This is a genomic window from Halorubrum sp. AS12, assembly GCF_051122765.1.
Lineage (GTDB): Archaea > Halobacteriota > Halobacteria > Halobacteriales > Haloferacaceae > Halorubrum > Halorubrum trapanicum.
Window position 1 is genome coordinate 709139 of the sequence record NZ_CP185385.1, and the last position, 18809, is coordinate 727947.

Annotated in this window: 17 protein-coding genes, 1 tRNA gene and 4 pseudogenes; 14 read left to right on the top strand and 8 right to left on the bottom strand. The window is 64.6% G+C overall.

What is annotated here, in order from left to right; all coding sequences use genetic code 11:
- Positions 1–59: 59 nt before the first annotated feature.
- The 6 genes and pseudogenes from ACODNG_RS03620 (at position 60) to ACODNG_RS03645 (ending at position 5809) form a co-directional block, all read left to right on the top strand.
- Positions 60–144 (top strand) — tRNA-Leu (locus ACODNG_RS03620).
- Positions 145–283: 139 nt separating this feature from the next.
- A complete protein-coding gene (locus tag ACODNG_RS03625) occupies positions 284–1348 on the top strand; it encodes a glycerophosphodiester phosphodiesterase (RefSeq protein ID WP_434522464.1) in 1065 nt (354 codons plus the stop codon).
- Between the two features lie 309 nt (positions 1349–1657).
- Entirely contained in the window at positions 1658–2845 is a 1188-nt protein-coding gene (locus ACODNG_RS03630) for an ABC transporter substrate-binding protein (RefSeq protein ID WP_434523050.1), read from the top strand.
- A gap of 16 nt (positions 2846–2861) precedes the next feature.
- On the top strand, positions 2862–3746 hold the full coding sequence (locus tag ACODNG_RS03635) for a carbohydrate ABC transporter permease (protein ID WP_434522465.1): 885 nt from the start codon (positions 2862–2864) through the stop codon (positions 3744–3746).
- 1 nt (position 3747) lies between these two features.
- Positions 3748–4632: a carbohydrate ABC transporter permease gene (locus ACODNG_RS03640; RefSeq protein ID WP_434523051.1), complete on the top strand. Its 885-nt coding sequence runs from the start codon at positions 3748–3750 to the stop codon at positions 4630–4632.
- A gap of 2 nt (positions 4633–4634) precedes the next feature.
- A pseudogene (locus ACODNG_RS03645) lies at positions 4635–5809 on the top strand (ABC transporter ATP-binding protein).
- Positions 5810–5825: 16 nt separating this feature from the next.
- Here ACODNG_RS03645 and ACODNG_RS03650 read toward each other — a convergent pair.
- The 3 genes and pseudogenes from ACODNG_RS03650 to ACODNG_RS03660 form a co-directional block, all read right to left on the bottom strand.
- On the bottom strand, positions 5826–6848 hold the full coding sequence (locus tag ACODNG_RS03650) for an NADP-dependent oxidoreductase (protein ID WP_434522466.1): 1023 nt from the start codon (positions 6846–6848) through the stop codon (positions 5826–5828).
- A gap of 126 nt (positions 6849–6974) precedes the next feature.
- Positions 6975–8152, bottom strand: a pseudogene (locus tag ACODNG_RS03655) (CapA family protein).
- Positions 8153–8225: 73 nt separating this feature from the next.
- Complete coding sequence (locus ACODNG_RS03660) at positions 8226–8426, bottom strand: VNG_1110C family protein (protein ID WP_434522467.1); 201 nt, start codon at positions 8424–8426, stop codon at positions 8226–8228.
- Positions 8427–8605: 179 nt separating this feature from the next.
- On the opposite strand from ACODNG_RS03660, the pseudogene ACODNG_RS03665 reads away from it, so the two are divergent.
- A pseudogene (locus ACODNG_RS03665) lies at positions 8606–9714 on the top strand (OBG GTPase family GTP-binding protein).
- 284 nt (positions 9715–9998) lie between these two features.
- Here ACODNG_RS03665 and ACODNG_RS03670 read toward each other — a convergent pair.
- Both ACODNG_RS03670 and ACODNG_RS03675 read right to left on the bottom strand, forming a co-directional pair.
- Positions 9999–10463 carry a hypothetical protein gene (locus tag ACODNG_RS03670; RefSeq protein WP_434522468.1) on the bottom strand — a complete coding sequence of 155 codons (465 nt, stop codon included), beginning with the start codon at positions 10461–10463 and terminating at the stop codon, positions 9999–10001.
- Positions 10464–10545: 82 nt separating this feature from the next.
- A pseudogene (locus ACODNG_RS03675) lies at positions 10546–10776 on the bottom strand (zinc ribbon domain-containing protein); the annotation flags it as partial.
- Positions 10777–10886: 110 nt separating this feature from the next.
- On the opposite strand from ACODNG_RS03675, the gene ACODNG_RS03680 reads away from it, so the two are divergent.
- Positions 10887–11732 carry a halocyanin domain-containing protein gene (locus ACODNG_RS03680; protein ID WP_434522469.1) on the top strand — a complete coding sequence of 282 codons (846 nt, stop codon included), beginning with the start codon at positions 10887–10889 and terminating at the stop codon, positions 11730–11732.
- 186 nt (positions 11733–11918) lie between these two features.
- Here the strand turns inward: ACODNG_RS03680 and ACODNG_RS03685 are convergent, their stop codons facing one another.
- A complete protein-coding gene (locus ACODNG_RS03685; RefSeq protein WP_434522470.1) occupies positions 11919–12275 on the bottom strand; it encodes an ArsR/SmtB family transcription factor in 357 nt (118 codons plus the stop codon).
- Between the two features lie 19 nt (positions 12276–12294).
- Positions 12295–12972, bottom strand: coding sequence for a lysostaphin resistance A-like protein (locus tag ACODNG_RS03690; protein ID WP_434522471.1), 678 nt, complete (start codon positions 12970–12972; stop codon positions 12295–12297).
- A gap of 382 nt (positions 12973–13354) precedes the next feature.
- Here ACODNG_RS03690 and ACODNG_RS03695 point away from each other — a divergent pair, with 382 nt between their 5' ends.
- From ACODNG_RS03695 to ACODNG_RS03720, 6 genes are all read left to right on the top strand, one after another.
- Positions 13355–13696: a helix-turn-helix domain-containing protein gene (locus tag ACODNG_RS03695; RefSeq protein ID WP_434522472.1), complete on the top strand. Its 342-nt coding sequence runs from the start codon at positions 13355–13357 to the stop codon at positions 13694–13696.
- Between the two features lies 1 nt (position 13697).
- Positions 13698–14021, top strand: a complete 324-nt coding sequence (locus ACODNG_RS03700; protein WP_434522473.1) for a hypothetical protein — start codon at positions 13698–13700, stop codon at positions 14019–14021.
- Positions 14018–14314, top strand: coding sequence for a DUF7521 family protein (locus ACODNG_RS03705; protein WP_434522474.1), 297 nt, complete (start codon positions 14018–14020; stop codon positions 14312–14314). The genes ACODNG_RS03700 and ACODNG_RS03705 overlap by 4 nt, the downstream gene beginning before the upstream one ends.
- 702 nt (positions 14315–15016) lie before the next feature.
- Positions 15017–16204 (top strand): redox-regulated ATPase YchF, encoded by a 1188-nt coding sequence (locus ACODNG_RS03710; protein WP_434522475.1) that lies wholly within the window; start codon positions 15017–15019, stop codon positions 16202–16204.
- Between the two features lie 110 nt (positions 16205–16314).
- Positions 16315–17145, top strand: coding sequence for an amidohydrolase family protein (locus ACODNG_RS03715; RefSeq protein WP_434522476.1), 831 nt, complete (start codon positions 16315–16317; stop codon positions 17143–17145).
- Between the two features lie 74 nt (positions 17146–17219).
- Positions 17220–17681: a DUF371 domain-containing protein gene (locus ACODNG_RS03720; protein WP_434522477.1), complete on the top strand. Its 462-nt coding sequence runs from the start codon at positions 17220–17222 to the stop codon at positions 17679–17681.
- Positions 17682–18083: 402 nt separating this feature from the next.
- Here ACODNG_RS03720 and ACODNG_RS03725 read toward each other — a convergent pair whose 3' ends face one another.
- Entirely contained in the window at positions 18084–18683 is a 600-nt protein-coding gene (locus tag ACODNG_RS03725; RefSeq protein ID WP_434522478.1) for an NUDIX hydrolase, read from the bottom strand.
- Positions 18684–18809 lie beyond the last annotated feature (126 nt).

Here is an 18809-nt window from a genome sequence, read left to right on the forward strand (position 1 = left end):
TCGCGTCGCTCCTGGCGGTTCGTCAGGTTCTTGAGTCGGTTTCGCTTACCTCAGTCTGCGCGCGGGTTGCCGAGCCAGGCCAAAGGCGTAGCGCTTAGGACGCTATCCCGTAGGGGTCCGCCGGTTCGAATCCGGTCCCGCGCACTGAGCGAAGGAGCGTAGCGACTGAGCGAGAGAGCAGGAGCGGATTTGAACCGCGGCAGTCGCGAGGACAGCCACAGATACGTATCGCTCAATAGCGCACATACCAGTAGCTATCAGCGCGGCGCACGGTGACCGAACCATGACGGAGGTCCCTCGTCTCGGGTGTCCGGTGTGTGGTTCGTCGAGTTCGTCCCATGCGGTCGACGCGGCCTCTGGCAGGGAGCGAGACGCGACCGGCGGGTTCGGGGCTGCCCTCGGCTCCCGGCGACGGCGCGCCCTGCTGCTGGGGACCGCGACCGCGGCGGCGGGGGCCGTCGGGGTCGCGTCCGTCTCGCGCCCCCGGACCGACGGCGGGACGGACTCGGCGTCCGCCGGCGAGTCCCCCGAACGGACGACCGACCCGACGCTGATCGCCCATCGGGGATTCGCGGGGGAGAACCCGGAGAACACGCGCGCGGCGGCGCGGGCGGCGACCCGCGAGGAGGGACCCGGACGCCGCGCCGACCTCGTCGAGGTCGACGTCGTGCCGACCGCCGACGGCGACGTGGTGGCGTTCCACGACGACGAGCTCTCGGGCCGCGACGACGGGCTGGGACTCACCGACGAGACGGGCGTGGTCTGGGAGACTGACACGGAGACCGTCACGAGCGCGGAAGTGCTCCGGAGCGGGGAGACGGTGCCGCGGCTCGGGGAGCTGCTCGAATCGATCCCGGCGGACGTCGGCGTCAACGTCGAACTGAAGAACCCGGGAAGTACCTCCCTCCGGTTCGCCGAGAAACTCGACGAGGACGCCCTCGAAGCGCAGCGGTCCGTCTGGCGACCGTTCGTCGAGCGAGTGGTCGAAATCCTCGACGGACACGACCACGAAGTCCTCTTCTCGTCGTTCTACGAGGCGGCGCTCGCCGTCGCCTCCGAGCGGTCGACCGCGTCGCTCGCGCCGATCCTGTGGGAGTCGGTCGCGGACGGGGTCGCGATCGCCGAGGCGTACGACGCCGACGCGGTCCACCCGCCCGCGGCGATGGTCCCCGGCACGCCGTTCTTCGACGACGCGCGCTTCGGCGGGACAGACCTGGTGCGGACGGCGCGGGACCGCGGCTGGGCGGTCAACGCCTGGACGGTCGACTCGTGGTACCGGGCGGACCGGCTGCTCGACGCCGGCGTCGACGGACTCATCGCCGACTACTCGACGCTCGTCCGCGAGTGAGCGGTCGGCGTCCGCGGCTTCGAACGCCTCGTAACTGCTACCGGGCCGCACGTATCGGTATATAGTTCCACGAACCGGCTCGTAGCGCCACGTACCCCTATTAGCAGCGGTTATACCGGATGTTCGGGAACCCGGACGTGTATGGCGCAACACACCGAGGAGCCGACCGGAGTCTCACGTCGAAACACGCTTGCGACGACAGGGGCCGCGCTCGCGGCAGCCACCGGACTGGCGGGCTGTCTGGGCGGCGGGAGTAGCGGCGGCGCGCAGTTCTCGCCGATCAACGAGGAGCTCACCGTCTGGCACGCGATGGGCGGGACGAACGGCGAGACCCTCGACGGGATCGCCGCGGACTTCGAAGAGCAGTCCGGGACGGGCGTGAACATGGAGTTCCAGGACTCCTACGAGAACGTCCTGACGAACACCCTCTCGGCGTTCGACTCAGGGAACGTCTCGGACATGCTCCAGGTGGACTCGCTGTTCGCCCAGCAGGTGCTCGACACGGATCAGGTGCGGCCGGTCGAGGAGATCCTCCCCGACGAGTTCGACGCCGACGTCTTCCTCGACAACGTCGCGGAGTTCTTCACCGTCGACGGCGAGCTCGCCTCGCTCCCGTTCAACAACTCGAACGCGATCATGTACATCAACCGGGACGCTTTCGAGGCGGCCGGGCTGGACCCCGATGATCCGCCGCGGACGCTGGCCGAGGTGCGCAGCGCGTCGGAGCAGCTCGTCGACCAGGACGTGACGCAGTACGGGATCACCTGGCCGAACCACGTGTGGTTCGTCGAGACGTGGTACGGGTTCGAGGGCGAGCTGCTGACGGACGCGGAGAACGGCCACGCTGGGACCCCGACCGAGTTCCGGACCCCCGACGCGGCGTACGACCTCTACGAGTGGTGGAAGGGGATGGCCGACGACGGTCTCTACACGAACCCAGGGATCGAGGCGTGGGGCGAGGCGACCTCGCTGTTCGTCGAGCAGGAGGCCGCGATGGTGCTCACCAGCACCGCGTCGGTCGCCGGCCTGATAGCCGACTCCGAGGACTTCACGGTCGACGCGGCCCCGTACCCGAGCATCAGCGAGACCCGCGTGGGACCGGTGATCGGCGGCGCGTCCTTCTACGTCCCCGACGGGCTGCCCGAGGAACGGTACGAGGACATCGGTCGACTGCTCGAGTACATGTCCCAGCCGGAAGTCCAGACGGAGTGGCACAAGGGGTCGGGCTACTACCCGATCACGCAGCCGTCGGTCGACGCGCTCCGCGAGGAGGGGTGGTTCGAGGAGAACCCGATGTACGGGGTCGCGCTCGATCAGCTCCAGAACGGCGACGCGAGCGACCCGGCGACCAAGCGGGCGCTCCTCGGTCCGGCGCGGAACGTCCAGACGGTGATTCAGGACAAGTCGGTGGACATCCTGAACGCGGACGATATCGGCGGCGAGATCGAGTCGCTCAAAGCGGAGGTCGACGACGTGCTGGCCGAGTACTACGACTGACCACGAGGGTACACGCATGTCAACGCGCGAGATTTTCGACAGCCGGATCGAGTCCGGGCTGCTGCTGTTGCCGACGCTGCTCGTCTCGGTCGTCTTCCTGTACTACCCGACGGCGATGGCCGTGCGGACCAGCTTCTTCGACTCCGGGTTCGGGGGAGGCGACGAGTTCGTCGGGCTGGAGAACTACGCCGCGCTGGTGACCGATTCGGGGTACCATTCGAGCGTGCTGCTCTCTGTGCTGTTCGCCGCCGTCGTCGTGATCGGCGTCATAGCCGTCTCCCTGTACCTCACCTTCCTCATCCACGAGGTGGACACCGGACAGGGGGTGTACCTGATCAGCGTGATCTGGCCGTACGCGCTCCCACCCGCGGTCGGGGCGCTGGTGTTCCTGTTCATCGCGCACCCGACTCTCGGCGTGTTGACCGGGCCGATAGAGGCGCTCGGCGTCGACGTCGACTGGTTCAACGACGGCCCGCAGGCGTTCGTCGTCGTCGCGCTCGCGGCAATCTGGAAGCAGATCGGCTACAACGTTATCTTCATGATCGCGGCGATGAACAACGTCCCCGACACCCTCACGGAGACCGCCGAACTCGACGGCGTGAGCGGCCTCCGGCGGCTCGTCTCGGTGTACGTGCCGATCATGACGCCGACGCTGTTCTTCCTCGTCGTCATCAACACCATCTACGCGTTCTTCAGCACGTTCGCGTTCGTCGACCTCCTCACGAGCGGCGGCCCGTCGAACGCGACGAACATCCTGATCTTCGATCTGTACCAGGAGGGGTTCTCCTTTTTCAACTTCGGCGTCGCCTCGGCGAAGTCGGTCGTGCTGTTCCTCGTCGTGGGCGCGCTGATGCTCGTACAGTTCCGAGTGACCGACGAGTACTCCTACTACGGTGCCTGAGATGCCGGCGCTACTCCAGTACGCGAAACGAGGGGCCGACGCGCTCCGGCGCGACCGGTCGACCGAGACCGTCCGCGGCGCGAGTCCGGGGACGCACCTCCAGCTGTGGGTGCTCGCCCTCGCGGTCGTGTTCCCCGTCGCCGTCGCGGTGATCGTCAGCACCAAAGAGACGGGCGTCGTGACAAGCCTCGGCGACCTGCTGCCCGGAAGCTACGCCGTCGAGAACTACCGCGAGGCGCTGGTCGACTACCGGTTCGGCCGGTTCATGTGGAACTCGCTGGCGATGTCGCTCGTGATCGTCGTCGGCAAGCTCGTCATCTCCGTGTTCGCGGCGATGGCGGTCGTCTACTACCGAATTCCGTACAAGGACCTCGTGTTCCTGTTCATCCTGTTCACGCTTCTCCTGCCCGTCCCCGTGCGGTTCGTTCCGCTGTTTCAGCTGATGAACGACCTCGGGTGGAGCAACACGATCCTCGCGATCACCGTCCCGTACGTCGCGAGCGCCACGACCGTGTTCATCCTGCGCCAGCACTTCCTGTCGATCCCGGCCTCGATCGTCGAGACGGCGAAGCTCGACGGCGTCGGCCCGCTCCGGTTCATGCTGTTCGTGCTGCTGCCGATGTCGAAGGGGGTCCTCGTCGGCGTCTCGATCATCATGTTCGTCTACGCGTGGAACCAGTACCTCTGGCCGCTGATCATCATCGACTCCGAGGCCAATCAGGTCGCGCAGGTCGGACTCCAGCTGCTCCAGGGCGACGTTCAGGGCGGCCAGCTCTCGTGGTCGCTCGTGATGGCTGGCTCGACGCTGACGCTTTTGCCGCCGCTACTGTTGATGATCGTGTTCCGCAAACCGCTCCTGAAGACGTTCAACATCCAACAAAAGTAACAATGACGACAGTAACACTACGGAACCTGCGAAAGAAGTTCGACGACGTGGTCGCCGTCGACGGTATCGACCTCGACGTCAAGGACGGGGAGTTCCTCGTCATCGTCGGCCCGAGCGGCTGCGGCAAGAGCACGACGCTGCGCCTGCTCGCCGGTCTCGAATCGGCGACCGACGGCCGGATCGAGATGGACGGCCGGGACGTCACCGCCGTCGAACCGAAGGACCGGAACGTCGCAATGGTGTTCCAGAACTACGCGCTGTACCCGCACATGACCGGGCGGCGCAACATTACCTTCGGGATGAAGTCCAGCGGCGACTTCGGCGACGAGGAGATCGAGCGCCGCGTCGCGGAGGCGGCCGACACCCTCGACATCGCCGACCTCCTCGACCGCAAGCCCGAGGCGCTGTCGGGCGGCGAGCGACAGCGCGTGGCGCTCGGCCGCGCCATCGTCCGCGATCCGGACGCCTTCCTGATGGACGAGCCGCTGAGCAACCTCGACGCGAAGCTCCGGATCGAGATGCGCGCCGAGCTGGCCCGGCTCCACTCGACGCTCGGAACGACGACCGTCTACGTCACCCACGACCAGACGGAGGCGATGACGCTCGGCGAGCGGGTCGTCGTCATGAACGAGGGGGAATCATGCAGGTCGACGAGCCGCAGCGGCTGTACGACTTCCCGGCGAACCGGTTCGTCGCCGAGTTCATCGGCGACCCCGCGATGAACATGATCCCCGTCGACGTCGAGGACGGCCGCGCCGTTCACGACGCGTTCGATATCCCGCTCCCGCTCGCGGACGCGGACGATCCGGTTGTGACCGACCGAAACGGCGTCGGCGAGGCGTCGCTCGACGACGGTCGGCGCGCCGTCCTCGGCGTTCGCCCGGAGGACTTCCGCCTCCCGGACCCGCGGACGGACGACGGGCTGCCGCGGATCGACGCGACGGTGAACGTGCGGGAGCCACTCGGAGACAGCCTGCTCTTACACTGCTCGATCGGGGACGCGTCGTGTAACGTCCAGGCGGCGCCGCGGACGGACGTCGGCGCCGGCGAGACGGTGTCGGTCACGTACGACCCCGCCCGGCTCCACCTGTTCGACGCCGAGACCGGAGAGGCGTTCTACCACTCCGAGGCGCACGTCTCGGGAGAGGAGCGGCCCGTGCCCGCCTCCGTCGAGTGACGGCGGCGGAGCTGTCTCACTCCCCGTCCGCGGCCGACACCCGCACCACCTGCTTACCGATGTTGTCGCCGGAGAACAGCCCGAGGAAGGCGTCGGGCGCGTTCTCCAGCCCCTCCACGACCGTCTCGCGGTGTTCGAGGTCGCCGCTCGCGACCCAGCGGGCGAGGCGCTCGCTCGCCTCGCCGAACCGGGTGGCGAAGTCGCCGACGAGCAGTCCTTCGACCTTCGCTCGCACGGAGATCAGCTGCGGGAGCTTCCGCGGCCCGGTCGGGACACCCTCGTCGTTGTAGTGGGCGATCTGGCCGCAGACCGCGACGCGCGCGTCGAGGTTGAGCTTCGTGAACACGGCGTCCGTGATCGGGCCGCCGACGTTGTCGAAGTACACGTCGACGCCGTCGGGCGCCGCCTCGTCGAGCGCGGCGCGGTAGTCGTCGGTCTCCTTGTAGTTGATCGCGGCGTCGAAGCCGAGGTCGTCGGTGAGCCAGTCGGTCTTCTCGTCGCTGCCGGCGAAGCCGACCACGCGGCAGCCGTTGCGCTTCGCGATCTGGCCGACGACGGAGCCGACAGCGCCCGCCGCGCCGGAGACGACGACCGTGTCGCCGGGCTTGGGTTCGCCCACTTCGAGGAGACCGAAGTAGGCGGTCCGGCCGGGCATCCCGAGGACGCCGAGGTACGCCTCGGGGTCAGCGACCGTCGGATCGACGGGCGCGACGTCGTCGGCGTCGACGGTCGCGTAGTCGGCCCAGCGCCCCTCGCCGGTCACGAGGTCGCCCGCGTCGTACGCGTCGCTCGCGCTCTCGACCACTTCGCCGACGACGCCGCCCTTGAGCGTATCGCCCACGTCCCACGGCTCGGCGTACGACTCGGCGTCGCGCATCCGGCCGCGCATGTACGGGTCGACCGAGAGGTACCGGATTCGAACGAGGAGCTCGCCGGGGTCGGGAGAGGGTACGTCGGTCTCGCGCAGTTCGAAGCTGTCCATGTCCGGTTCGCCTTCGGGTCGCTCGGCGAAGATCCACTCGCGGTTGGTGTTCGTCACGGGCACACTTGGAGCATCGGACCAAATAGGGTTTGGACCCCAGCAGCCGCCGTGGGGATCCGGAAGCCCGAGCCGTCTGGGGATTGAGGGGATCGACGCCGCCGAGACGTTGGACGGCGCTGCGGGTTACTCCCCGCCCAGCGGGATCCGGAGTCGGCCGTCGTCGCGCTCGCCGTCGATCCCCTCGACCGCCGTGTCGTACGGCGCGGAGCGCTCGGCGACCGTCTCCCGCACCCACTCGGCGACTTCTCCGTCTGCGAGGGTCGCGGTCTCGTCGACGATCTCGGTCGGCGTGACGTCGAGCGCGGTGAGGTCGCCGTCGCGAACGACCAGCTCGAACAGTGCGCTCCGCTTGTTGCGGACGCCCTCGCGGTCGCGGTAGCTGACGTAGTCGTCGACGAAGTCGCCCGCGTCGTAGACGATCGGTCGGCCCTCGTACACCTCGACGCCCTGGAGGACGTGCGCGCTGTGGCCGTGGACCACGTCGACCCCCTGATCGACGAGCCACCGGCCGAACCGCTCGTGGACCCGGCGGGGTTCGGTCTCCCAGTTCGATCCCCAGTGGAGCGAGGCGACGACCAGGTCCGGATCGCGGTCGGCGACCCGGTCGAGGGCGTCGCCGACGAGGGCGCGGGTCTCGCGCACGGCGGGGTCGAGCCGCGCCAGCGCGGTGCCCGGGCCGTCGTCGGTCGCCGCGAACGCGGTCGACTGATCGGTGAGACCGAACGCGGCCACGGTGAGGTCGCCCGCCTCGAACGTCGCGGGTTCGAGCGCCTCGTCGGCGTTCGTTCCAGCGCCCGCGCGGGAGATACCCGCGTCCGCGAGGTGTCGACGCGTGTCGCGGAGCGCCGGCTCGCGATAGTCGAGGACGTGGTTGTTGGCGAGCGAGACGAACGACGCCCCCGCCGCCTTCAGCGCGGGGGCCGCGAACGACGGCGGCGCTCGGAAGTAGTAGGTCTTGTCCGGCCAGCGCTCGCCGCGGTCGGAGACGCAACACTCCAGGTTCCCGACGAGCGCGTCGAGTTCGCGGAGCCGCGGGAGCGTCGTCCCCAGACGGCACCGGGATCGTCGCCTTCGGCCCAGCGGTCGGCGACGCTGCGCCCGAGCATCATGTCGCCGACGAACCCGATCCGCGTGGGGTCGGCGTCTCTCCCGTTCCCGGCCGCGTCTCCGTCGGCGCCAGCGTCGGTGTCGCCGTCGGTGTCGTCTGCGTCGGAATCGGTACTCGGTGCGTCGCCGACACAGCCGGCGATACCGCCGAAACCGGCGACGCCCGAGCCGAGCAGCGCCCGACGGGAGAGCATCGTCACGTGGTCTCAACGAGCGATGACTTCAAGCCTCCGAACAGGGCGGAAGGAGTCCGCATCGGCGGTTCCGTTACGCGACGGCGACGCCGTTACGCGTGAGATAGTCGCTCACGGCTTTGATCTCGACCGGGCTGCCGATGATCCGGTACCGCTCCGGCAGCTCGACGACGGTGACGGTGAACCGGTTTTCGAGACACTCCCGGTGACCGTCGAGCGCGTGGCGCGGGAGGACGATCTGTGTGCTGTCTCGAAGGCTCGACGGATCTGGCATTCGACGTGTCCGAGAGTTACGCGTCGGCGATATAACCGTGTCGAAGTATCGGCGTGCCAACCACTCTCCCGGCGGGGATCCGACGGTTCGCGGCCGGGCGTTGGCGGAGCTGAATCCCACTTCCCGGCCGGCGATCCGAAGGAACACCTTTAACGAGCCGACCGGCCGAGAAACGGGTAATGGGACTGGAGGAGGAGATCGAAGACCTCCGCGAGGAGATCGCCGAGACGCCCTACAACAAGTCCACGGAGGCTCACATCGGGCGCCTGAAGGCGAAGCTCGCGGAGAAAAAGAGAAGCTGGAGAACCAGTCCTCCGCCGGCGGCGGCCACGGCTACGCGGTCGAGAAGCACGGCGACGCCACGGTCGCCTTGGTCGGGTTCCCGAGCGTCGGCAAGTCCACCCTCATCAACGCCCTCACCAACGCCGACAGCGAGGTCGGATCCTACGAGTTCACCACCCTCGATGTCAACCCGGGCATGCTGCAGTACCGCGGCGCGAACATCCAGATCCTCGACGTTCCCGGGCTGATCGAGGGCGCCGCGGGCGGCCGCGGAGGCGGGAAGGAGGTTCTCTCGGTCGTCCGGACGGCGGATCTCGTCGTGTTCATGCTCTCGGTCTTCGAGATCGAGCAGTACGACCGCCTGCGCGAGGAGCTGTACGCGACCAACATCCGCCTCGACACCGAGCCGCCGAACATCAACATCCGCAAGACGCACAAGGACGGCCTCGGCGTGACGATGAGCGACGAGGTGAGCCTCGACGAGGAGACGGTCAAGCAGGTCCTCCGCGAGTACGGCTACGTCAACGCGAAGGTGACCATCCCCCACGACCTCACCATCGACGAGCTGGTCGACGCCGTGATGGACAACCGCGAGTACCTCCCCTCGATGGTCACTGTCAACAAGGCGGACCTCATCGACAAGAGCTACCTCCCGACCGTGAAAGAGCAACTGCGCGAGCGCGACCTGGATCCCGACGACGTGCTCTTCATCTCGGCCGAGAAGGAGCTCGGTCTCGACGGACTCAAGGAGCGGCTCTGGGAGGAGCTGGGGGTTATTCGCATTTATATGGACAAGCCGGGCCGCGGCGTCGACTACGAGGAGCCCCTGATCTTATTCGAGGGTGACACCGTCGGCGACGCCTGTTCGAAGATCGGCGGCGAGTTCGACGAGCGATTCAAATTTGCGCGGGTCTCCGGTGAGAGCGCGAAACACGACGACCAGCAGGTCGGGAAGAGCCACGAGCTGGCCGACGAGGACGTGTTGCGGATCGTCGCTCGGAAATGAATCTGTGAGCTGGTCGAGACGAGAGAGCGGTTGTGACCGCCTCCAATGCGTTTATCTCTCGTATATCACAAGCTGACTCTGTTGAAACCCCATTTTCGGACACGTCATCGTCGAAACCTGTAGTGCCTGTATTGACGATAACTGGCCAAGATGTATCACCTGCTGAGGATTTCAACAGAGCAAAAAAATATTTCAAAAGGGTCTCTCAAGATCGATTCTCGGGCAATTCACAGAGGGATAAGGAGGAATCGGTTCCGAGAAAATGATTCCGCGCTTGGGGTCGATTAGTGTTCAGGGATTTTTGACGCGTCAACCGGGTTCTGCGTCGTTCGGTTCGAAGCGTCCTCTCCATCTCGCAACTGGAGGTACGCCGGCGCGATGATGGCGTAATATGGCACGAAGAACACCGTTGTGAGAACGACCGTTACAATATCGGCAGCGACCGATAGGTCAGCGAGAGTTAACAACGGCGAGATCGCACCGATGACACCGCTGAAGAGCGCACTCACAATAATGAGGACTCCGAGCTTGAGCCGAGATCCACGAGCCAAAACCCAGCTCCGCCTGAGACTACTGATGATCCCGCGATCTTCGACAGAGACAGCAAAGATGAAAAAGAGGAACGAGGCTGCCAGAAACAGCCCGGGGAGAACCAAGAGAACTGTACCAAGCATGACCGAGACAGTGACGATCAGTCCGCCAATAAGCGCGAAGACCGTGGTCCGGCCAAGCCGTCGTGTTGACGCCATAGGGAACTGAGGCATCTCGCTCTGCGGTTGAGCAAACGTTCGCGAGAGAATGACGAGGTATGTTGAGCTCAATATCAGGATTCAGAGCGAGGTGACTGTCGCCCGTCCGCCGAGACGACTGTTGGTCTCGACGGACATACCGCATACCCATGTTCCTCGACGCGTTGTAGTCCGCGTTCGCTTCCGACTCGCATTTCAGACACTGGAAGTCGTTTCGACTCGTGTAATTCTGATCTGCCGTGAACCCACACTCGGCGCACCGTCGAGATGTGTACGACGACTCCACCTACTTCACTGCGACACCGACCGTTTCAGGCGGAGGAGGATGTCAATCTCCCCGTAACAGAATCTAAACGGCCTAATTCTAACAGACTTAAACTACCCACAAGTTTGTATATATTCTCACTCTGATGACCATACACAATGCCCTCCAACAATCGCCGCACGTTCCTTGCCGCAAGTACAGCTGTTGGAATCGGTTCGCTAACAGGGTTTAGCGCACTTCAAACGCACGGGACTAGTACAACCGCCACAGTAGACGATAGCGATGGAGAGGACTCTCTTGACACTTGGCTCGCAACCGCGAATGATCCACAGACGCACCAGATCCGCGATCTCCGGTATGACGACCCGCCGACGGTGTACCTCGGCATGTCAAATACAAACTCGTTCTCCCCGCCCGCGATCAAGGTGACACCAGAGACCACGGTAACGTGGGAGTGGGTCGCGAATGACGCTGAGTACAATGTTGTAGCTACCGATGGGACCTTCGACAGTGGGGAGCCGCTTTCGGAGGCTGGGGAAATATTTGAGCACACCTTCGACGCGGAAGGGGCGTACAAATACGTCAGCGAACCGTATGCCGATGCGGGGATGCGAGGTGTCGTCGTGGTCGACACTGCGCCGTCGAGCGAGTATCCGGCTGTTGATGAATGGCTCGCTGGAACAAACGAATACGACGGGACCATTACGGATCAAACAGACACTGACCTTGTCGAGATCACCACCGGAGCGAAAGGTAATGGTGGTCACTTGGCGTTCGACCCCCACGCAGTGAAAGTCTCAACCGGTACGACAGTTCGGTGGTCGTGGACCGGGAACGGGGGCGCACATAATATCGAATTCAAAGACGGTGACTTCGGTAGCGAGTCGCTTCACGTCGAGTCTGGCGTCCACTTCGAAGAAACGTTCTCTGAAGCTGGCGTCTTCAGATACGGCTGTAAACCCCACCATGCTCTCGGACACCGTGGTGCCATCATTGTCGAATGATGTATAGTTCACATTGATTCCGAGGGCAGAGCCTCCCAACTTCAGTCGTGAATAAACTGACTCCCTACGAAAGCGAACCATCTCGGCTACTCAGTAGCGGCTTCCGTTCGGCGTTGCTGAAGTGGATTTCTCACCCAGTTCCCCATGACTGAAGTCGTAGGCTTCTGCCCTCGGAAGCAGTGTGACTCACCGCTGTGTTTCCGGGATGGAGTCTCCAAACTGAACAACTAGTTGTTCCACAGAGAGTGCGTAGACCGTCATCTCGGTTCCTTTTCTAGAGTACCACGTATCGACGGCTTCGACGATGTTAGCTTCGCAGAGGCGATCTAAGTGATACTTGGCGTTCTGGATGGATGTGTCGATAGCCTCAGCGATGTCTGAAGTTGTTGCTGGTTCGCCGTCAAGCCTCGCCAGTATCTGCTGTGCGGTATCTGAGGAGACCGTCTGGAGTACGTCACTTGGTTGCTCGTCGTCAACAATGATGTTCGTCCGTTCATGCGGCGCGTGATCGACAGGAGTGCGGTAAGGGAATGCGGTTGGCATTGGTATTGAATCGAGTAAGTTACCGTCCGGCGTAGCTGGTTACGCGATCGTCCAGTTCGAGTGATCCATCACGCCAGTGAATATACGCGATCAGTACCAGGCCACCGAGGATGGCGAAGCCGACAAAGACGAGCCCCTCTTCTCCAATCCAGCGCGGAGGGCCGACAATGTCAACGGCGAGGAGTTCCGGCGTCTGCTGTGAATGTCCCAGTCCGAATATCGCGCTTTGTGTGAAATTATAGAACACGTGAAAGCCGATGCTGAGTGCGAGTTCACCGGTTAGCACGTATACGCCACTCAGTACTAGTCCAGCGATCAGGTAGTACCCATAGTGGCTGGGATGCGTTATTTTTCCGCCGTGTAGAAACGCAAACACGAGCGTGCTGAGAGTCACTGCGAGACCGACGGCCATCCACTGGGGAACGAATCCATTCGATCCCTCGGCAAGGTTCTGTAACATCGCACCGCGCAGAATGAACTCTTCCCACGCGGCTGCGAGCGCGATATACGCGAACACGATCCCCATCGCAGGTATGAACGGTAGATCGCCGGATCCGCGCATCACGCCAACAAATGTAGCCCAACCAGCACCGAGGGACATTACGAGTGCCCCGCCGTTGATCGCGGTGGCGACGAGTCCACCAACAGCGAATGAGCGCCACCACTCTCGGTCGAACGAAAGCCCGAATCCACTCACTGGGCGTCGATCAATAACTCGTGCGACCGAAGAGAATTGCACCGATGAGAATGATGCCAATGCCAGTCAGTTCAAGGAGTTCTCGGACGGGGTGCTCGAACCTGGCTCGGATCGTAGTCTGGAGGACAGCAAGGAGAATGAAGGTCAGCACCGTCGGTAGTAGCGCACGAAGTGGCGCACGCAGTCGACGTTGCTCATTATTCCAGACCGGCCAGAGGAGTCGGAGAGCCCACTGACTCAGGGCGGTCGGTATGACGCGGTCAATCGTCGATCGTAACGACATACACGACGCAAGAGGACGGGTACAAGTAGCATCGTAGGCACGGCTTCCGACCCAGAAGCTGTGACGGGTTTTTTACTTGTACCCGTGTCTGGCACGTATATGGACGAGGACGAGGATGCTGTCTTGGCGGTACTCGACGACGAGTACGCCCGGGCGATCCTCGCTCACCTCACAATTGAACCGATGTCAGTCGATGAACTCTGTACGGCCTGTGAGATGTCCGACGCGACGGCGTACCGGCGTCTCAACCGGTTACAGGACGCAGACCTCGTGGCCGAACAACAGGAGCTGGACCCCGACGGCCATCACTACAAGCGGTATGTAGCTACAGTCGAGACTGTCACCGTCACGTTCGCCGATGGGGGCTACGAAGTAGCAGTGACGCGCTCGCCAACCGATCCTGCCGACCGGTTCACAGATCTGTTCGAGGGGTTGTCCTGAAATGCTCCTCTTACAGTTGGATGCGACTGGGACTGACCCCCTCATCGCACTCGGGGTGCTCGTCCTTTCCGTGCTCTCAGTAGCGTTGTCGCTGACGATCGCCGTAGTTCTGGTTCGTGGTTACCGTCGAGGACCATCTCATCGCGGGATGCTTTGGCTCGCAGTCGGTCTCATCTTCCTGATTACGGTTCCTGAGTTGCTTCGCGTCGGGTTACCGACGGCGACCGACATCGGGACTGTCGGCCGGTCGATACTCGTCAGTGGCTGTGAGCTATTCGGGTTGGGGACGATCCTGTGGATCGTGTACGGAGGTGGGATACGGTGATAGCAGAGAGTTTGCTGGTGATAGAACTGCTCAGTGTGGTGTCGGTAGCTCGCGGCGTCACTGCCGTCGTGGGACTGTTTGTCGCTACGCTAGCTTACCGAGGGTACCGACGAAATGGCTCTGCGAAGATGCGGGTGCTTGCAGTCGGTATCGGTCTGCTGACGGTAGGGGTATACGTGGCCGTCATGCTCGCCGATATGGTTGGAGCAGGGAACGGCGTCGTCTTACTCGTACGGGGTCTCGTGACAGTTATCAGCCTCTGTGTCGTCCTGTACGCGATTACCGTGGCATAGCCGCTTCTGTTGAGAAGATGGTATAATCATTCACCGACAACGTGAACTTCAGACTTTGGTAAGATCTAGCTCTGCTGGAATTCTCTTCTTCAGATAGATTATCGACTGAAACGTCCGGTCCTTGAAGAGTGCGTGTTGGCCGCCGAGGATTCTACTAGCTTAGAGAGGTGTTCAGATCGTCGTGCGAGATACAGCGCGGAATAGCGAAGCTACAATTTATAAATATAGATATCTAACATAAAATATGGAGCCGAAAGATATTGTTGCGGTCGGCATCTTGCTTATATTCATCTCCCTTCTTTTGACTCTATTAACTAGTATTTGGATTATTCCGATTGGACTGTTTATATCCGTTATCGGGATTCTACTGTATTTATTTAAGACATACCACGAGAGAAGAATAGATTCTAAGCTAAATCAGGCCGAATAAACCACTCACGAGAACTGTCAGACTTAGCCATTGTATCACGCAAGCCGTTCCTAACAGAAGTGAGAGAGGTGTAGGCCGACTCTAGTCTGTGAGTTCTCTGTACTGAGCGGTTCATGGGTTCCGTGTACTGACGCCATGGGACCTAATATATTATTTTTGACACCTTCGAGAACACCAACAGCTAGACGACTGGTTATCGTTCCGTGTCTCGAATCCCTCATGTCCCCGCGGCCGACCGAAAGGCGCTTTTCGCGGGGCCGCGACCCTCGGGTATGCTCACGGTCGCGCTCGCGGGCAAGCCGAACGCCGGCAAGTCCACCTTTTATACCGCCGGCACGATGGCCGACGTCGACGTCGCGAACTACCCGTTCACGACCATCGACGCCAACCGCGGGGTGACCCACGTCCGGACGCGCTGTCCGTGTCTCGACCGCAAGGAGCGCTGCGACAACGAGAACTGCCACGACGGGAAGCGCTACGTCCCGGTCGAACTGCTCGACGTGGCGGGGCTGGTGCCGGGGGCGCACGAGGGAAAGGGACTCGGCAACCAGTTCCTCGACGAGCTGACGAACGCGGACGTCGTGTTGAACGTCGTCGACGCCTCCGGGGCGACGAACGCCGAGGGCGAACCCGTCGAGGTCGGGAGCCACGACCCCCTCGACGACGTGGACTTCATCGAAGCAGAGATGGACCTGTGGCTTGCGGGCATCGTCGACGGTAACTGGGAGAGCGTCGAGCGCAAGTCGCGCGCGCCCGACTTCGACCTCGAAGCCGCGCTCTCGGAGCTGCTCACCGGGTTCGGCGCGACCGAGCACGACGTGACCGCGGTCCTCCGCGGGCTGGAGTACCCCGACGACCCGAAGGCGTGGACCGACGACGACCGCGAGGCGCTCGCGCGGGCGGTCCGCCGCCGCACCAAGCCCATCGTCGTCGTCGCGAACAAGGTCGACGCGGCGCCCGAGGGCGCGGTCGACCGCATCCGTGAGGGGACCGACAAGCCCGTGATCCCCGCGACCGCCGACGGCGAACTCGCCCTCCGGCGGGCCGCGGAGGCGGGCGTCGTCGACTACGATCCGGGCGACGAGTCGTTCGAAATCGTCGGCGACATCTCCGACGACCAGCGCGCCGGTCTCGACGCGCTCCGCGGGTCGATGGCGGAACACGACGGGACGGGCGTTCAGGCGGCGCTGAACGCGGCCGTCTACGACCTGCTCGATCGCATCACCGCCTACCCGGTCCAGGACGCCGGCAAGTGGACTGACGGGACAGGGAACGTCCTCCCGGACGCCTTCCTGCTGCGATCGGGGGCGACGCCGCTCGACCTCGCCTACGCGGTCCACTCCGACATCGGCGAGGGGTACCTCCACGCCGTCGACGCGCGCGCCTCGCGCCGGATCGGCGAAGACCGGGAGCTGACCGAGGGCGACGTGATCAAGATCGTCTCGACCGCGGGCCCGTGACTGGGCACCGAGGCGGGGGAGAGGGTCGTCGTCGCCCACGCCGCCGAGGACTCGCCGTGCGACCGACAGGCACATGCGGGTCGCCCGAGACAGGCCGGTAGAGAGCGGCCATGCTCGGGCTCGAACACGACTTCCGGATCGTCGACACCCGCGCGACCCTCGACCCCGACGAGTCGTCGGTCGCCACCCACGGGCGAGACATCTCGCCGGAGCGACTGGAACGCGAGATGCTCCAGGCGGGGATTGTCCGCGCGGTCGCCAGTCCGGGGCAGCGCGCCACCGGGCGGAGCTACCTCCGCGCGAACAACGCGGTCGCCCGGCTGTCTATCGACCGCCCGTTCGTCGCGTTCGCCCGCCTCAACGGCCCTCGCGACCCGGGGACCGGACCGGTGTCGGTCGTTCGGAACCTCCGCGCCGAGCGCGACGACCACCACACCCGGCCGGACGACGTCGAGCAGTACTCCTACGACGACCGCTTCCACGGCTTCACGCTGGCGCCCCACGTCGACGGCCTCCCGAACGAGGACGTGCTCCGCCGACTGGAGGACGCCGACCTCCCCCTCTTCGTCCACGCGGGCCGGGAGTTCCCGCCGGAGGCGGTCGAGACGGAGCTGCTCGGCTACGACCTCCCGCTCGTCCTCGGGAGCTTCGGCGGGTATCCGCTGGACGCGGAACTGATGAATCAGACGCTGGACCTGCTGGACGACCACGACCGCGTGTACGTCGACACGAGCGCGGTGCGGTACCGCGAGGTGCTCGAACGCGGCGTGCTGGAACACCCCGACCGCGTCCTCTTCGGCTCCGGCGCGCCCGACGTCCACCCGAACGTCGGCGTGATGGAGGTGCTCACCCTCGACGTCTCCGAGGACCTGATGGCCCGCGTGCTGGCGAAGAACCCCGCCCGACTCGTCCCCGCGCTCGCCGAGGGCGCCGACGTCTGACCGACCCACTCCTCCGAGCCGATTCCCGCCCCCGAAGCGACGGCCACTTGTCGCGTCGCGGCCGACCGGCGACAATGAGCGACGACGCCGACGACCCCCACGTCGAGGTGGTCCGCGCGGTCGGCCACGAGAACGTCACCGCCGAGCATGCGAGCACCGTCGAACTCACGACCGACGACTGGCTCACCCCCGCCGGCGACTGTATCGTCGGGATCGATGCGGACCGGACCCCCCGGGACTTCTCGGCCGAGTTCCGTGAGGCGTGCCAAGACGCGGACGCGACGATCGAGGCGACGTTCGTCGTCGACGCGGGCGACGATGAGTACCGAGAGACCATTACGGGCCGCGGCGACCCCGAACTCACCCTGCTCGACGACCGCTCGATGGTCGGGCGCACCAGCGACTACACCGACGACGAGCGCACGATGTTCGTCGACGGCGACGGCGCCGCGGCCGACCTCGACCGCGACCTCGTCGACGCGCTGGCCGACGGGGCCGACCTCGCGCTGCGGCTCGAAGTCGACCCGGCCGAGTGAGGCGGAGAGTTCAGCTATTTATAAACGGGAGAGTGCGGCGACCGCGGAAACGACGACCGATTGGAGACACACCCGCGGTCGGCGCGTGCCGATGAGCGCCGCGTTGCGGCGCGAATCGCACGCGCGAGGGAGTCGCGGCCGCTTTTAAGCGGCCGCGACGAGGCTGGGGAGGTGTGAGGTGCCGTGCGGTCGCGGTCGGGCGGGACTCAAAGGGGCAGTCGCGAGGCGGGCGCAGGCGATGTAAGCACTGGAAGGAGCGAGCGGAGCGAGCGACTGAAGCGCGCAACGAGCGTGCGTCCGCCTCGCGACTGGGGCTTTGGAAGTGTTCGCCGTCGATCCGCTGTCGATTATTTTTAAACAGACGACTGACTCCTCAACAGCAATTTTCCCGCCGACAACAACCTAAATAGGGAGTTCGGCGTCCGCCCCGACGACCCGGTCCGGTTCCGCGGGCGCGCGCCAGTCGGTCGTTCGCTCCAGCAGTTGGACGACCATCCGGCCCGTCACGCCCCAGACGGTGTAGCCGTCGACGTGGAAGTAGTGGACGCGGTGGTCGCCGTACTCCGGGTGGCCGACGCGGCGCTCCGACTCGTAGTTCGCGGGGTCGGTGAGCGCGGCGACCGAGAGGACCGCCACCTCCGCGACCTCCGACTCGTCGGGAATGTACTCGCGGTCGGGCGCGACGCCGACGAACGGGCGGACCGCGTACTTGCTCGACGTGCGCGTGTCGTCGAGACGGCCGACCACGTCGACCTCGTCCGGCCGCATCCCGACCTCCTCGTCGGCCTCGCGCAGCGCGGTGTCCGTCAGCGTCCGGTCGATCGGCTCGCGGCCACCGCCGGGGAAGCTCATCTGTCCGGGGTGCTCGCCGAGGTGCGCGGCGCGCTTGGTGAAGAGGAGGTGGGCGTCGCCGCCGCGCTCGATCACCGGCGCCAGCACCGCCGCCTCCCGCCGCCCGGCGAGCGACTGCGGCGCGTGTCGACGCAACCCCGACAGGTCCATGCGCGAGATAGGCGACGCGAGGCGGTTAACGTTTCCGTGGATTCCGTCCGCGTGGGACGTAAACAGCCCCCAACGACGCCGGCGGGTGGACCCGGCACCGAGGCGCGGCGGTCGGGTTCGGACCTT

Bases quoted from the DNA above. Each gene is read 5' to 3' on its own strand.
- ACODNG_RS03685 (WP_434522470.1), bottom strand. From the start codon at position 12,275: ATGCCAACCGCATTCCCTTACCGCACTCCTGTCGATCACGCGCCGCAT.
- ACODNG_RS03670 (WP_434522468.1), bottom strand. From the start codon at position 10,463: ATGGCGTCAACACGACGGCTTGGCCGGACCACGGTCTTCGCGCTTATT.
- ACODNG_RS03725 (WP_434522478.1), bottom strand. From the start codon at position 18,683: ATGGACCTGTCGGGGTTGCGTCGACACGCGCCGCAGTCGCTCGCCGGG.
- ACODNG_RS03715 (WP_434522476.1), top strand. From the start codon at position 16,315: ATGCTCGGGCTCGAACACGACTTCCGGATCGTCGACACCCGCGCGACC.
- ACODNG_RS03720 (WP_434522477.1), top strand. From the start codon at position 17,220: ATGAGCGACGACGCCGACGACCCCCACGTCGAGGTGGTCCGCGCGGTC.
- ACODNG_RS03710 (WP_434522475.1), top strand. From the start codon at position 15,017: ATGCTCACGGTCGCGCTCGCGGGCAAGCCGAACGCCGGCAAGTCCACC.
- ACODNG_RS03660 (WP_434522467.1), bottom strand. From the start codon at position 8,426: ATGCCAGATCCGTCGAGCCTTCGAGACAGCACACAGATCGTCCTCCCG.
- ACODNG_RS03695 (WP_434522472.1), top strand. From the start codon at position 13,355: ATGGACGAGGACGAGGATGCTGTCTTGGCGGTACTCGACGACGAGTAC.
- ACODNG_RS03630 (WP_434523050.1), top strand. From the start codon at position 1,658: ATGGGCGGGACGAACGGCGAGACCCTCGACGGGATCGCCGCGGACTTC.
- ACODNG_RS03625 (WP_434522464.1), top strand. From the start codon at position 284: ATGACGGAGGTCCCTCGTCTCGGGTGTCCGGTGTGTGGTTCGTCGAGT.
- ACODNG_RS03635 (WP_434522465.1), top strand. From the start codon at position 2,862: ATGTCAACGCGCGAGATTTTCGACAGCCGGATCGAGTCCGGGCTGCTG.
- ACODNG_RS03700 (WP_434522473.1), top strand. From the start codon at position 13,698: ATGCTCCTCTTACAGTTGGATGCGACTGGGACTGACCCCCTCATCGCA.
- ACODNG_RS03640 (WP_434523051.1), top strand. From the start codon at position 3,748: ATGCCGGCGCTACTCCAGTACGCGAAACGAGGGGCCGACGCGCTCCGG.
- ACODNG_RS03680 (WP_434522469.1), top strand. From the start codon at position 10,887: ATGCCCTCCAACAATCGCCGCACGTTCCTTGCCGCAAGTACAGCTGTT.